Below are 13,680 nucleotides of genomic sequence, written 5' to 3' on the forward strand. Positions count from 1 at the left end.
TACCTAAACAGATCCCTGAAAAATAATTTTCAGTGAAAATAGTTACCAAGATTAACGACTGTTGAACCACATCCGGTAACCATGTCTACCTAAACAGATCCTTGAAAAATAATTTTCAGTGAAAATATTGTTCCGGTGGCTATTGGCAGCTACTGATGGCTACTGATGGCTTGCGCTTAAAATACTCATATGACATTATGAAAATAGACTTATTGAGTAGCTGATAAGTAAAAACCCCATAGAGTGCAATCTATAGGGTTTGGTTTTAAAGCAATAAAACTTAATTTTTCTTTATAAAAGATTTAACTAGTGCAGTTACAGCGTACACAAAACACGTAACAGCGCGAATTAAATCAGTAATGTCGTCTATAGACATAGGCATTACCTCCATGAAAGGCTCTGCATTTTTGCAGAGCTTTTTTATTGTAAATAGCCAAAGCTATTCCTCGTTCTTGAAACAACTCAAACAGCATAACTTTACTGATACCAATGAGCACAGAAGTTTTTCGATGTTTGTACTCTCTGGTCAAGCCGTCACAGCAAGAAATAGGCTACCACATAGATCCCTTCGCTTAAATTGAATTTATCATATGCCTACATTTACAAAGGTAATAAAAAAATACCTATTAAAACAATTAACTAATTAATGTTAACCAGTGGAGCATTAGCCAGTTCAGCTTTAATAGTAAGCACTCTACCTATCCACTCTTTCACTTCTGGAGAATCTGCAGAGCAATCCATAAGTAAAGACATATCTGCCTTTATGTTCTCCAGCTCTACCATTAACTCTGCTTCATACTTCATCTTTCAATGGCTCCGTTCTAAAAATAATATGCTGTTTTTTATCTTTCAAAGAGCGCATATAAACAGGTTTCGACTCTTCAGCAGCATAATATTTGTCTACGTGTTCAGTATCGTCTAAATGCGTAATAAGGGCTTTAATAGCATCCCTATACTTCTCCGGAACACGGATAACAACGGTGTTTTCGTATTTTGTTTTACGGCCTGCACCTGGGCGTGCACCACCATGTTGTTTCTTTTCCATCTCATGCTCCTTGATAAAGTTACATTATCAAGATTACATTGATTAAGTTACAGTATCAAGATATTTTAATATTAAAATATCATCGCGATAGCCACTAGTTAAGAAGGTACAAAATGAAAAAAACTCCCTTACAACAACTTAAAGAAAAAGCCTTCAAAGACCCTGCTGTGAAAGAGGCTCACGATCTCGATACTTTAGATATTAAGGACGTTGAAGTTACCAAAATCAGCTACCCAAATAAACCGCAGTGATTTGCGTTCGGCCATGCCCTAATTCGCGTGTGATTATTTCTCTAGCCGCTTTGTCTGTCGCTTTCTGCTCAGTAGTGAGCCTTCTAACTCGTATACCAGAAACCGCAGGGCAATCGAATCCGGTTAACGTCAAGTAACGCTGATGTGCATAGGTATGGCGTAAGCCATGCCCCTTACCTAAATTAATTTGAATACAGGTATTTTCATAGCGTTTCATCTGTTGGGCATACGTTCGTTGCGCTGGGATAAGCGATCTATCTTTTGCTAATGCCTTCGCCTCATTCAATACTTGCCGTTGCGCCTCAGTCAAAATAGGAATGATGCGATCTCGACCGCCTTTACACCAAGAAGCATCAAGCACTAAATGATCGCCATGATCTGCTTTTTCTGGTTGTATCTTCATGGCTTCTTCGCGCCTTAAACCAAATGCAGCTTGAAGCCTAAGGGACATTTTTAGGTGTTGATCGGGTATCAAATCTAGCTGAGATTGATGAAGGGTTATTCCCTTATTATTGTTGGTAATATACTGACGGTTCTCAATTCCAAGTTTCGCGTTAGACGCAGATACCAGCCCAACCTTATTAATCTTTTTGGTTAACCAGCGAACATGTGCCATGCGATTTTTAATGGTGCCAGAACTAAGCCTATCTTCTTGCCATTTAGCTATCAGCGCCTCTACATGCCTTGTCTTAAGGCCTTTCAGAGAAATCCCTTTAAAACCAAGCTCTATAAGCTGTTTATCGACTAATCTGATCGCTTTAAATCGCTCAGATTTGGTGGCAAACGAGTTAGTGCAGTGCTGTCTTAAAAGCTTATTCGCTTCAAATAAAAAATTAGAGGCCATAAAACACCTTGAATAAGTTACAAAATCAAATTAGTTAAATTCAGAAATACAAAAAGGAAAGCGCCCCGTAGGGCGTTTTTATAGGAAAAATCATGTTCTCGGCGGGCTAATAACACGGCGACCTTCTGCATATGCAAGCGGCCTTTTCGGATATTCAGTTCAGTGTTAATGCTCGTTCTTAATGCCGACTGCAGAATGAACCCATCTAAAAAATCAGATGATATTGAGCGATGTGTTATTACAGGCGAATTGCCCAGATGGTGCGGTTCTGTTGAACGCTTACACCAAATCTAGTTTTATCTAGAGACCCTAAAAAACCCTGTTGGGTTCGGAGATTATTAACTTGGGAGAGTTTAGATATGTAAGCATCGAGAGATGCGATAGGAGAAATTTGAATTTACCGCAAGCTTGATCTCTGTGCAACCCGCAACTTGCTAATAATGCGCAGAGAATGCGAAAAAATGGTTATTTCCCCGCATAAGGAGCAGCATCGGGTGTATGTCACTCCCCTACGTGGAGTGACATACACCCTACCATTTTTCGTATTCACCCCATTTGATTTTGTAACTTTTATCAAACTGGCCTGTGCTAATATTGAACAAAATTAGCCATTGGAGACGCCCTATGTCTTTCTCTCAAATTTCAGTTCTCGTTATCTTGGTTGTCGGATTTTTCATTTGTCGGTATCTGTACTTACAGCTCCCGAGTTACAAAGATGAAGACTAAAATAACCACTTCCTAACTATCGATAGACTACTCTAATCGATAGTTACTCAGCGGCTCTAAAAAGCGTTTTAAGCCCTTTCCTTGATTTATACCCCACAAGTCCATGCTTTTTAGCTAAAAACGCCTCAAATCGTCATTTAGACTCCTTAGCTTTGATTTTGACTTAGTATTTCTGCCAGACAGTTGCGAAGCAACATGCTTTAAAACCAAATTACAATTCCAAATACCGGCTAATGGCCGTAGGCAAAGCGAACCCTTCCGGTTTGTTATTTTGCTCTCGCCCCTGCCAACGGCAGGAAATGGCGAGGCATTATTGCTTTTAGGGGGGATGCCGGAAACGAGCGCAGCGAGGGGAAGGGCTGGCGGGGGGCTGGCCCCCCAAGAAGGGTTCTTAACCGATGAAATTGAGAGTTTTCCACAGCTCAGATCCAATAAGATCCTTATTAGATCCTTATTAGATCCTAATAGATCCAGGGTTGGCTGCAGCCCTTGTGCACCAAGGGCTGCAGCCAATCGAGGTGTATTCTAATTGGGTAAACGGTGTATTCTAATTGGGTAAACGGTGTATTCTAATTGGGTAAACGGTGTATGCTAATTGGGTAGATGGTGTATGCTAATTGGGTTATATCCAAAATAACCCAATTGTGCAGAATAAAAAATAAACCAATAAAAACATAGTCTTACAACTTTGCTCTTCCACCTGCACAATATTGTTATTTTCTTATCCACAAATAAATAATCATAATTTCGACTCATCAAATCACCTATATACATATCACCGCTTTTAACTGCACTAAAACACTCTTAAAGCATCTTTTTACCGTTCAAAAAGGAACCAATGGTGTATGCCGAGTGGGTAAACGTCCTTTATCAAAAAATATCTATAAGTCAGAAGTCTAGGCAAATAAAAATTTGAATTTGAAAAAGATTTATAGATAAAAACTTGCAGTACGCTACTAGGAAATCAAGTAACCATGTTAAACAATAATTAGGTGTATTCTAAATGGGTTTCATGGTGTACTCTAATTGGGTTAAAAAAGAAGTGGGATATATGGAAACATTAGACAAGCCATTACCTAGCACAAATACAGCATCCTTATATAGTGATAGTAAACATCTGCTGACGATCAACAGCAGCACAAGCGTGCAACCTAATGTTCTTCTCAGGACAGGTGTTTTTACACCTGTAGGACGTAGAACTAATATCAGTGATGTAAAATCTCAAGACTTAAGCCAAGACTTAGTAAGCTTAGATTTATGCCAAAAAGAAGGTTATGACTCTGTTACAGTCAAAGGCCAACGTCTTAATATCGAAACGGACTTTAAAGTTTGGTGCGGTATAGTTTTAGTTTTCAGTAAATTTGGTTACTCATCAAATACCGTCAAGCTCTCCTTTGCCGAGTTTGCAAAAAGCTGTGGTTATCCAAGTCGTCGATTTGATAAAAACTTAAGACGTCAAATAGGTGAATCTTTAGAGCGTATACAAAGTCAAAGCCTTTCATTCCGAAGAAAAAATACGGAAAAGGCAGTTCATACGGGCATGTTATTACGTGCGATGTATGATGGTGATGCTGATTTAGTCGAATTAATGGCAGATGAAACCTTATGGGATCTTTATCGTGTAGATTACCAAGTTTTAGTCAGTTTACGGGTGTTAGAAAAATTACCCAGAGCAGAAGTAGCACAATGCCTCTATTTGTATTTCACTTCATTACCTAACAACCCTCTCCCAGTGTCATTTGAACGGCTAAGAGACCGTTTGCGCTTAGAAACAACTAAAAAAGAAGCTAACCGAAAGATAAAAGCTGGAATTAACAAATTAGAAAGCATTGGCTATTTATCTGGTTACTTCTCTGCAAAAAATGGTGAGCAATACTACATAATAGATCAACGTTATAAAAAATTAGAAGCAGCAATAGCAGATGTTTTATTTTGATAGTGTGACTTTTGAAAAAGTTACACTATCAAGTTACATCATTTATTGAGCGGATTAACACCTTCGTATTTATTTTATCTTTCATATTGATCAAACCTCTAAATAACTTGGCAGCAGTAATATTTTTACCCGATTCTGCCTCTAAGACTTCTAGCCATAAATTCAGATTTGCTCTATCATTTTCCGTTAATCGCAACGGCATAGGTGACGTGCCAGTAGTGATATTACGGCGGGTTGAAACCGTAGTAATTTTCTCTTGTGACTTTGAACTGTCTTGGGTTTCTTTAGCAGAACTACGTCTACTAAGCCCAGTAAAACCTGTTAATTTGCTCATATTATGTATTACACTTGTTATACATTGATTCGTTGCATGACTTCTTTAGCCAGGCTCTTATAGTCGGTTAGCGTAGGGCTATTCGGCTTGTAACTCAACAAAGTTTTACCGCATACACTGGCCTGTCCAATATCCTCAGAACGGCGAATAGTCGTCGCTAATACTTTGCCTTCGAGTGAAGCTAATTGTTCATCGAGGAAGTTATTAATCAGCTTATTGGCTTTAGCAAATTCATTACGGAATACCGCATAATTCACCAGCTCAGTTTCTTTCACTTCTTCTAAGGCATCGAGCAGATCAGCCAAACCATTCAGTGAGAATGAGCCTCCATCAACGGGGATCAGGAACATATCGGCAGCCATCATGGCGTTGACAGAGGTTAAGCTAAGGTTAGGCGGGCAATCTAAGATCACTATGTCAAAGTCGTTAGCAATTGCTTCAAGCTGCTTTAACAAGATGCGCTCACGGTGAACTTTGGTTAGGCTCTGTTCAATGACGCGGCTTAGACGTATGTCGGTGGGACAAATACACAGATTGGCGATAGCTTCACCGTTGGATTGAGCAGACATAATAGCCTGTTGCATAGGGCACTTTTTTGAGGACTCGAATACATCTGTGATCGAGTGTTCAAATTCGTATTGGCCGCCAGTCATCACGACCGTTAAATTTGCCTGGGGATCTAAATCAATAACCAGAACCCGTTTCCCCTCACGCGCTAATTGCGCAGATAAGTTAATCACTGTGGTTGTCTTACCTACCCCACCTTTCTGATTTATCACGGCTAGCGTTTTCAAAGTACATCCTCGATTGGAAATGTATGACAAATGTAATACATTTTAATGGTTATGTATAGTATCCTCTAATCAAAAAGTTATGAATAAAGAATCTAATACAAATAAATAGTGGTTTTCGATAGAATGGATAAGAATGTATTACATATGAAATACATTTAGAAAGACACAAAACTGTTTAAGATAAATAAACTAGCAATTTAGATAAATTTGATTAATAATCAAATTTATCTAAAACCAAAAGGAAGAGCGATGAAACATTACCAAGATATTTTCACTAAAATTAAAGACTCCATTGCTACAGCTTCACGCAACCAAGCTACAGCCGAAATGCACCTACAGATGATAAAATATGCAGATCAGCTAGAGAGCATTACCGCAAAGGAATTTTGTGAAGGTACAGACTTAGGCGCAAGTTACGGCACAGAATTTAGCAAAATGCGTAATATTACCACCCGACTTAAAGCTGCAGGTTTAGACGTTAATAAGATATAAGTAATACATTTGTAATACATTTGTAATTCTAATAACAGAATTTTTTATATAAGATAAAATACTTACTGGTGATAAACCCCATGAATAACTATCTAAAATCGTTTGGAAATAATTTTGAACTCGGCTTCAATCAGAGTGAATATCCCTTCTTAGTTGACCAGAGTTATGACAATGATATGTGTCCAAGTTTCCATTTTGAGTTTGATAGCGCTTATTATATTTTGTGGGTTGATCATGCTGCAGTAGAAAAGCGAGAAGATGAAAGTAATAGTCGCTATACAGTGGTTGAAGCGGAGAACTTGGGGGATAACGAATACCCTGAGCTACAAACTAAAGCGAGCCCCGCTTTAGCTGAATTTGAAACAGTGGCTGATATAGTGATTTATCTAAATGAACTTAAAAGCAGACTTGCTGCAGAAAAAGTAACGCATTAATGTGACTTATCGACCGTAGATATCCAAAGCAAAAAAATTAATAATTGAATGATTAAACACCAAAGGCTTAGTTATGCAAACAACCTATGAAGAAGAATATCTCGATCACCATATCTATATTGAACCAAATCCAGATTCGTTCAGTGAAGGTTTTGAATGGGCTATCTGCAAAGATGATTCCGAATGGGATAATGGCATTGAATTCTCCATCGAAGAAGCCCTAAAGGCCGCACAGAAGGCTGTTGACTTGCTACAAGGAAGCCCTAATTAACTAGTAGTCAAAGTCACTTGTGAATACCAATAAGGTTGATTCTTCAGCTTTTGGCTTTTTAAATATGTACTAATGACATCATGGGGGCAGATGTAATAACACGTTATAGGCGGATAAACATCATCAATCAAAGTACCATCACTTTGTTCACACATATGAATTGATTTTATAGGCCCTCTATTACCAGGGAAAATAAAAGCGTTACTGACTACAGCATGTACCGGTACGATTGTTTTCAAAGCCGTCACATAAAAAAACTGCTTAACTAAATCCTCCCATTTAGGGACTGATTCAATAGAATGGGCCCCATAATACTTTGCATCAATAACACAGTAATCTTCATGTTCCGGCCGCTTAACCACTATATCTGTACGTTGCCCATTTCGCTTAGCATTAATAATAACGACTCTGCCATCACGATTTAATATCTTATAAGCTGGTTTAGGAAGAAGATTATTAACTTCAATGACATTGTCTAAAACCTTGCTTAGCATGTGTTCCCACATGACATGAAAAGAGCGGATCCCCATTACTTCAACTGATGAATCCTTACCTATTTCACTTGAAATGTAGCGTTTTAAATTGGATAACAACCTAATATCATGATCAGAATAGATATTGTTCATTTCATTTTTTATAAGAGATATTTGATTTTTTTTAGATAAATGAGACTTTCCAACAGTACGAAGCTTAGTTAAAGAAGTTGATGTATCAGAAATCAACCACCCAAACCTTTCAAATAGAAATGACAACACACTTGCATGTATCAGTGTAATTTCATTATCTTGGTTGTAATGTTGTTTTTTACCATAAATATCAAAATAAACAGGTCCTCGAGCACTCATAAAAGTAATGGATTTAGATATCGTTTGACTCCAATTCGGTTTACCCATGTTTTTCACATTTACAGCATATTTATGTGTATATAAGCCATTTCTTTGATAATCACTTAGTAATTCAATGATAAGGCCTAATTGGCTATCACCAACAAGTTCACTCCCTTCATCATTAGCATTTTTAGTACTATTTGAAATTAGTGAATAACGATAAATAGCTTGTAACAACTGCGATGCTTTCGATACTAATAACTTACCATCGTCTTTACTTAAGGTAGCGTTACGTGGAAAAAAGACATGCGCAGCACCATCGTCAACAACCATACCGCAAAACATCACACTATTATCCTTATCAAATAATAATGAATGCTTACCCAATTCATTCTTAATTTTAGTTGGCAATGTGCTCAAGTGTGATCGATCATTATATACGTATAATTGATGCTCCATTAACTTAAGCCTCAACTGCCGTTATCGGCTTACCATTTGCACGTAACTCATTTATAACAACGTCACTAAATACAATACCGTTAGCTTTGATAGTCTTAATCAGTTGATACAATGTAGGGTTTTTTTCAGTATCAAAAATAACTTCACGATGAGCGTGCCTTAGTACATCTTCCCAAAGATACATCGATAACTTACCAGCAAGCATACCTTGTGAATTTTCCAGCTCTTTTTCTGAAATAAACCAAGGGCCTAAAAGCCTATCTTCAGGTATTTGAGCTTCTGAAAGTTGAGCATTAATCACTTTTGATAAAACCTCCCAACTCACAGAAAACAGCTCTGTACCAACATTGATAACAAAGTCCCCCCGAGGATACACATCGCCTTCGATACTGACATACTCAAACTGCCAACGACGTTTAAATGCTGAATCCATCGGCATAACAGCCTGATCACTGCTGTTCATCGTTGCTAAAAGAGATAAATTAGCAGGTAGTATTAACTTTCCATTAACTAATAAAGAGGCTGCATGTGTTTCTAAATAGCCCTTAAAATCAGCATCTACGACATCTATGGAATATTGACTTCTACCATCAGTCCTACGGTCTAAAAGTTGAAAAATATCTCCAAAAACTGCAGCAGCCGCTGCACGGTTAATTTCCTCTATAACTAAGAAACACTGTTGTTCATCGCTAGCCGCCTTAACCAATGCCAAAGAAAAAGGGCCAGGTCTAAATTGATAACTAATATCGCCATCAACCATGCAAGGTTTTAAACAACCGACAAAATCACTATATTGGGTTTCTGAATGAAAAACGGTTCTAATACTATTCCCATCAGTAGCTAATTCATCAATCTTATGACTTTTACCTGTACCTGGCGCACCGTAATAGATCTGATTAATACCACAAGACTCTACAATCGTAGATACAGATTCAGTAAATAATATTTCGGATGGCTGAAGATGACTAAACGCTTGCCTTAAAGGCTGACTCAAAGAAAAGGCTTCAATTATTAGAGATAATCGATCCGAACTTGCAACAATAACTTTAGCAGCAAGCAAAGTAGCAGACTGATAAACATCACTTCGGTCTAATGTTTTACCTGTTGTTTGGCCTGTTCTTGAAAACGGTTTAAACCACCAGTCCCTTTCATTTAAGAAACGAAAAAACAATGCTTTACTTACTGTATCTACACCAAAAAAAATATCGATTTCATTAATAAAATCAGAGACTAATTTTCTATCATGGTGAATTTTCCAATTTACCGACGGTATCATTTTAAATAGTGATTTGATATTAACTAATGAATAACCCAATCCCTTTAAAGCAGTAGTTATCGTTTCAAGAGCAACCCTATATTGTTCAAGATCTGTAGCAAACTCATGATATGCAGCACCAAACCATAGGCTAGATGAAGCGAGATCTGTCCGTAAACCTTTCTCGTTAGTTAAACTAATTGAGTACGGATAAATATTAACAGAAGAATTGGGTTCAATTTCTTGAATAGACGATTTTAACTTTTCAGCCAGGATAGGAGTTATTTCTATATCTGAAGTGAAAGGAAATGTATCGAATTTTATACGGCATTCATCAATCGATTTACTTAGATCTTTTAGCACAAACCCACTCCTTGTTCTGCACCATATTGAATGTTACTATCCCCGGGTCATAAACCGGATAAGTTAAATGTAGCAATGAACGAAAATACAATTAATAAAGCTGAATATATCAAAAAAACTAGAAAAAACCTTGGTTTAGATCCAATAGAATTTGCAAATTTACTGGGTATGGCCTCAACAGGAGAAAGAACGGTAAGAGGATGGGAATCAGGCGAACACAAACCCAGCCCTAAAAAGTGGCTCGACATCACAATGATTGAACAAATAATGAACGAGAAATTAACTTTAGCCCCTTTCAGTCATGATCCTCTAGCAAAAGTAAATTTTAAATTTATTGACTTATTTGCAGGTATTGGAGGTATACGCCTACCATTTCAAAAATTAGGCGGTAAATGTGTATTCACATCTGAGTGGGATAAATTTGCCCAAAAAACTTATTTAGCCAACTACGGTGAAATACCTAAAGGCGATATAACTCAGATACCAACAAACGATATACCTGATCATGATCTTTTATTGGGAGGTTTTCCTTGCCAAACATTTTCACAAGCTGGATTAAAAAAAGGGTTTAGTGATACAAGAGGCACTATGTTCTTTGAAATACAAAGAATACTTGCTGACAAAAAACCTAAAGCATTCCTACTTGAAAATGTGAAACAACTTAAAGGGCATGATAAAGGCCGTACATTAGAAACAATCCTCGCAATTTTGAGAGGTGAACATTCGCAAGATATACCAACAGATGTACCAATGAGTGAAGATGCACGCCACGCATTAGCCGAAAAACTAAACTATTGGGTTGATGTTAGAGTATTAAGAGCTGCAGATTTTGGTGTACCTCAAAATAGAGAACGTGTTTTCATCGTTGGATTCGATAAAAATCATTATCAAAATATAGATTTTGATAATGTCTTTGAATGGCCGACACCACCAAAATCACCAACGAAATTAGGCGATATTCTTGATGATTTAAGTAAAATACCTGTATCAGAAGATAAATTCACTATTTCAGAAAGATTATGGGCTGGTCATCAAAAAAGAAAAGAAGAACATAAAATCAAAGGTAATGGATTTGGTTATTCACTTTTTAATGAAGAAAGTGAATATACCAGCACATTAAGCGCAAGATACTATAAAGACGGTTCAGAAATTCTTATAGATCAAAGTTCGATAGGAAAAACCCCACGAAAACTAACTCCAAGAGAGTGTGCTAGATTACAAGGATTTCCTGAAAAATTTATTGTTGATGCGGTATCACAGGGACAAATTTATAAGCAGTTTGGTAACTCAGTTTGTATGAAAGTGATTGATGCTGTTGCAGAGCAGATGGTTAAGGCAATGGAAGAATGCAAACCCAAATAAAATCAGCATTATATTGAATAATAACTACAAATTGTACAGATAGAGCCCTATCTGTACTCTACTCAATACAAGTGCACACAATTGGCAGTTATGTTAAATAGGCCAGTTAACCCCTAAAAACGAGCATTTCACCTCATCCAGCCCACGAACGCGCGCTTTTCAGTGGCGATGTACGTCAAAAACGCCTTGTTTGGCAGTGAAAGTTTCATACCAAAAACGCACAATAAATCTGCAACGTGAGGCCATTTCGATTTCAGGCAAAATACCGGCTTAACCTGGTATTTTCACAACAAATCAACTTGAAAAAGTTACAGAATCAACCTCTTACTCTATATCATTTTAGATATAGTTGTGTAGGCATAATAAAATCCGATCACTTTTGGACGTTTTAATTCTAATGCTTCTTTTGTGGCTTCATCTCGAATACCTAAGCCATATGTTTTTGTCAGCTTCTTGTCTTCGTAAATTGACGAAAAATAGCAGTGTCTGAATATTTTCTGTTATCAGGCTTTCGTATAGTTCAATTATGAAGTTTGGATGATATTCCGCAACTACCTAGCAAAATATTTTATTTCCCAGAAAAATAGTATGGTGGAGTTGTATCAGATCTAGCAACATGGAGAAATCAAAGACATGTAGAAAACATCCACAACTAGATACTCAAGGAAACGTGATACATATAACCCAATGATTGATAAATAAAGGGGTGAGCGAGGTATATGCTCATTACCAGTAGGAGAATTTTGGCACTAACTCATTGGCATAAATTGGGATTTAGTCCATATAAAAAGGAAGCCCCAAAACAACTTTCGTCATTTCGGGGCATTGTATCTTTCGCTTTATGTCGGGGAACTGGCACCATTACTAAGATGGGAGAAGAACCTTCAACTAGCTACGAGACAACGATAGCGCAATATTGACGTATCTGTCAACTAAGTAAGTAATTTTCTAATGTTATGTTGATATAATATTTTCAAACACTTACCCTGCTTACTACTGATTATAATCAAAGATAACAAGCAAAAATGCCTCTTTTATATGACTATGCAGAAGCAGAAAGACTCTTAAGCCCCGCAAGACTTTCTAGTTATAAAACATCGATTACCCCAGAGAATGATGCCCAGTTATTTGGCTCATACAGCTGGAATCTCGCTGTTGTTGGAGCATTTTATCCTTTGATTCAGATTATAGAAGTTGCATTAAGGAACGCCATCAGCATTGCTGCTCATAATAAAATTCAATGCGGGCCAGGTCAGCATTGGTTTGATTGTATTTTGCACACACCGGATAGAATTGAAGATGGGAATAATGTAAACGCTGAACAAGTAACCAAATTTAAAACAAAAATTCGTAGTGCAAAACAGGCGGCAAAAAAATCTCTTAGAGAGAAAGGACATGGCGATGTTGAACCAACGTTAGACCAAATTATATCTCAAACTGACTTTTCTACCTGGGAGTATCTTTTTGATAAGCATTTTTACAATGGTTCGGATAATAACTTCTTCTGGCCACATGGACTATCCAAGGCTTTTAGGAAGTTACCTCGGACTAGAGAAAAAAATCCAATGTTTCATCAACGAGATATAATTCGTCGTAGAATTGAAGAGGTTCGTGCATTTCGAAATCGAATTTCTCACAATGAACCAGCCTGGAGAGTCGATGATGTCAAAAGTAGAGAGGATGTGATAGTTGTTCTTATAGATAAGCTAAACAATATGATGGAGCTTCTATTTTGGATATCACCAAAATTTCGTAATTATGTCATGGATGTAGGTATAGAATCTCGGCTTCTTCAATTGCTTAATATGGCAGAATTGAATAGATATATGCACACGTTTGAGGAGTATGAAATTACCGAAATAGCCATGCTTACACAACTGATGGAGAAAGCAAACAGCGACAATTTAAGATGCTACTTCAACACAGGTGAACAAAAGGGCATCTTGCTTCCAAATAACACCCCATTACTTCAATAAATCTTGGTTTTTTGCGTAAGTGTTTTACGCCTACAAAGCACGAAAATATTATTATTACATTATTAACTCGAACAAGAAGAATTAAAGCGCACTGACAATTTAACCAATAGGTATTTTCATCACCAGCTACTTGAAAAAATTACAAATTCAAAAGTTTTCAGTGAAAATAGTTACCAAGATTAATGACTGTTGAACCACATCCGGTAACCATGCCTACCTAAACAGATCCCTGAAAAATAATTTTCAGTGAAAATAGTTACCAAGATTAACGACTGTTGAACCACATCCGGTAACCATGTCTACCTAAACAG

Annotated in this window: 14 protein-coding genes; 7 read left to right on the forward strand and 7 right to left on the reverse strand. The window is 37.2% G+C overall.

Annotation, left to right across the window (positions count from 1 at the left end):
• Positions 1-639: 639 nt before the first annotated feature.
• Both EGC86_RS20940 and EGC86_RS20720 read right to left on the reverse strand, forming a co-directional pair.
• A complete protein-coding gene (locus tag EGC86_RS20940; RefSeq protein WP_165872476.1) occupies positions 640-804 on the reverse strand; it encodes a hypothetical protein in 165 nt (54 codons plus the stop codon).
• The gene (locus tag EGC86_RS20720; RefSeq protein ID WP_123778883.1) at positions 794-1,045 is read right to left on the reverse strand and encodes a hypothetical protein; all 252 of its coding nucleotides are present in this window, start codon (positions 1,043-1,045) and stop codon (positions 794-796) included. The genes EGC86_RS20940 and EGC86_RS20720 overlap by 11 nt, the downstream gene beginning before the upstream one ends.
• Positions 1,046-1,158: 113 nt before the next feature.
• On the opposite strand from EGC86_RS20720, the gene EGC86_RS20945 reads away from it, so the two are divergent.
• On the forward strand, positions 1,159-1,296 hold the full coding sequence (locus EGC86_RS20945; protein ID WP_165872477.1) for a hypothetical protein: 138 nt from the start codon (positions 1,159-1,161) through the stop codon (positions 1,294-1,296).
• Here EGC86_RS20945 and EGC86_RS20725 read toward each other — a convergent pair.
• Positions 1,271-2,140 carry a phage integrase N-terminal domain-containing protein gene (locus tag EGC86_RS20725; protein WP_123778884.1) on the reverse strand — a complete coding sequence of 290 codons (870 nt, stop codon included), beginning with the start codon at positions 2,138-2,140 and terminating at the stop codon, positions 1,271-1,273. The two genes, EGC86_RS20945 and EGC86_RS20725, sit on opposite strands and share 26 nt — an antisense overlap.
• A 1,777-nt stretch (positions 2,141-3,917) precedes the next feature.
• On the opposite strand from EGC86_RS20725, the gene EGC86_RS20730 reads away from it, so the two are divergent.
• Positions 3,918-4,802 carry a RepB family plasmid replication initiator protein gene (locus tag EGC86_RS20730; protein ID WP_245423193.1) on the forward strand — a complete coding sequence of 295 codons (885 nt, stop codon included), beginning with the start codon at positions 3,918-3,920 and terminating at the stop codon, positions 4,800-4,802.
• A gap of 28 nt (positions 4,803-4,830) precedes the next feature.
• On the opposite strand, the gene EGC86_RS20735 is transcribed toward EGC86_RS20730, so the two are convergent.
• Together EGC86_RS20735 and EGC86_RS20740 are read right to left on the reverse strand one after the other, a co-directional pair.
• The gene (locus EGC86_RS20735) at positions 4,831-5,136 is read right to left on the reverse strand and encodes a hypothetical protein (RefSeq protein WP_123778885.1); all 306 of its coding nucleotides are present in this window, start codon (positions 5,134-5,136) and stop codon (positions 4,831-4,833) included.
• A 17-nt stretch (positions 5,137-5,153) separates the two neighbouring features.
• Positions 5,154-5,930: a ParA family protein gene (locus EGC86_RS20740; protein WP_123778886.1), complete on the reverse strand. Its 777-nt coding sequence runs from the start codon at positions 5,928-5,930 to the stop codon at positions 5,154-5,156.
• A 249-nt stretch (positions 5,931-6,179) separates the two neighbouring features.
• Here EGC86_RS20740 and EGC86_RS20745 point away from each other — a divergent pair, with 249 nt between their 5' ends.
• From EGC86_RS20745 to EGC86_RS20755, 3 genes are all read left to right on the forward strand, one after another.
• Positions 6,180-6,422: an HTH-like domain-containing protein gene (locus EGC86_RS20745; protein WP_123778887.1), complete on the forward strand. Its 243-nt coding sequence runs from the start codon at positions 6,180-6,182 to the stop codon at positions 6,420-6,422.
• An 80-nt stretch (positions 6,423-6,502) separates the two neighbouring features.
• The gene (locus EGC86_RS20750; protein WP_123778888.1) at positions 6,503-6,856 is read left to right on the forward strand and encodes a hypothetical protein; all 354 of its coding nucleotides are present in this window, start codon (positions 6,503-6,505) and stop codon (positions 6,854-6,856) included.
• A 73-nt stretch (positions 6,857-6,929) separates the two neighbouring features.
• Complete coding sequence (locus tag EGC86_RS20755) at positions 6,930-7,127, forward strand: hypothetical protein (RefSeq protein ID WP_123778889.1); 198 nt, start codon at positions 6,930-6,932, stop codon at positions 7,125-7,127.
• Here the strand turns inward: EGC86_RS20755 and EGC86_RS20760 are convergent.
• Both EGC86_RS20760 and EGC86_RS20765 read right to left on the reverse strand, forming a co-directional pair.
• Complete coding sequence (locus EGC86_RS20760; RefSeq protein ID WP_165872478.1) at positions 7,124-8,374, reverse strand: LlaJI family restriction endonuclease; 1,251 nt, start codon at positions 8,372-8,374, stop codon at positions 7,124-7,126. The two genes, EGC86_RS20755 and EGC86_RS20760, sit on opposite strands and share 4 nt — an antisense overlap.
• Positions 8,375-8,417: 43 nt before the next feature.
• Complete coding sequence (locus tag EGC86_RS20765; protein WP_123778891.1) at positions 8,418-10,031, reverse strand: AAA family ATPase; 1,614 nt, start codon at positions 10,029-10,031, stop codon at positions 8,418-8,420.
• A 75-nt stretch (positions 10,032-10,106) separates the two neighbouring features.
• On the opposite strand from EGC86_RS20765, the gene EGC86_RS20770 reads away from it, so the two are divergent.
• Both EGC86_RS20770 and EGC86_RS20775 read left to right on the forward strand, forming a co-directional pair.
• Complete coding sequence (locus EGC86_RS20770; protein WP_123778892.1) at positions 10,107-11,393, forward strand: DNA cytosine methyltransferase; 1,287 nt, start codon at positions 10,107-10,109, stop codon at positions 11,391-11,393.
• Positions 11,394-12,418: 1,025 nt separating this feature from the next.
• Positions 12,419-13,369 carry a hypothetical protein gene (locus tag EGC86_RS20775; RefSeq protein WP_123778893.1) on the forward strand — a complete coding sequence of 317 codons (951 nt, stop codon included), beginning with the start codon at positions 12,419-12,421 and terminating at the stop codon, positions 13,367-13,369.
• The last annotated feature ends 311 nt before the right edge of the window (positions 13,370-13,680 follow it).

It is taken from the genome of Shewanella frigidimarina, from assembly GCF_003797125.1.
Taxonomy (GTDB): domain Bacteria; phylum Pseudomonadota; class Gammaproteobacteria; order Enterobacterales; family Shewanellaceae; genus Shewanella; species Shewanella frigidimarina.

Coding starts and splice junctions, on each gene's coding strand:
- EGC86_RS20775 (WP_123778893.1), top strand. CDS start 12,419: ATGCCTCTTTTATATGACTATGCAGAAGCAGAAAGACTCTTAAGCCCC.
- EGC86_RS20745 (WP_123778887.1), top strand. CDS start 6,180: ATGAAACATTACCAAGATATTTTCACTAAAATTAAAGACTCCATTGCT.
- EGC86_RS20770 (WP_123778892.1), top strand. CDS start 10,107: ATGAACGAAAATACAATTAATAAAGCTGAATATATCAAAAAAACTAGA.
- EGC86_RS20720 (WP_123778883.1), bottom strand. CDS start 1,045: ATGGAAAAGAAACAACATGGTGGTGCACGCCCAGGTGCAGGCCGTAAA.
- EGC86_RS20730 (WP_245423193.1), top strand. CDS start 3,918: ATGGAAACATTAGACAAGCCATTACCTAGCACAAATACAGCATCCTTA.
- EGC86_RS20945 (WP_165872477.1), top strand. CDS start 1,159: ATGAAAAAAACTCCCTTACAACAACTTAAAGAAAAAGCCTTCAAAGAC.
- EGC86_RS20755 (WP_123778889.1), top strand. CDS start 6,930: ATGCAAACAACCTATGAAGAAGAATATCTCGATCACCATATCTATATT.
- EGC86_RS20940 (WP_165872476.1), bottom strand. CDS start 804: ATGAAGTATGAAGCAGAGTTAATGGTAGAGCTGGAGAACATAAAGGCA.
- EGC86_RS20735 (WP_123778885.1), bottom strand. CDS start 5,136: ATGAGCAAATTAACAGGTTTTACTGGGCTTAGTAGACGTAGTTCTGCT.
- EGC86_RS20750 (WP_123778888.1), top strand. CDS start 6,503: ATGAATAACTATCTAAAATCGTTTGGAAATAATTTTGAACTCGGCTTC.
- EGC86_RS20725 (WP_123778884.1), bottom strand. CDS start 2,140: ATGGCCTCTAATTTTTTATTTGAAGCGAATAAGCTTTTAAGACAGCAC.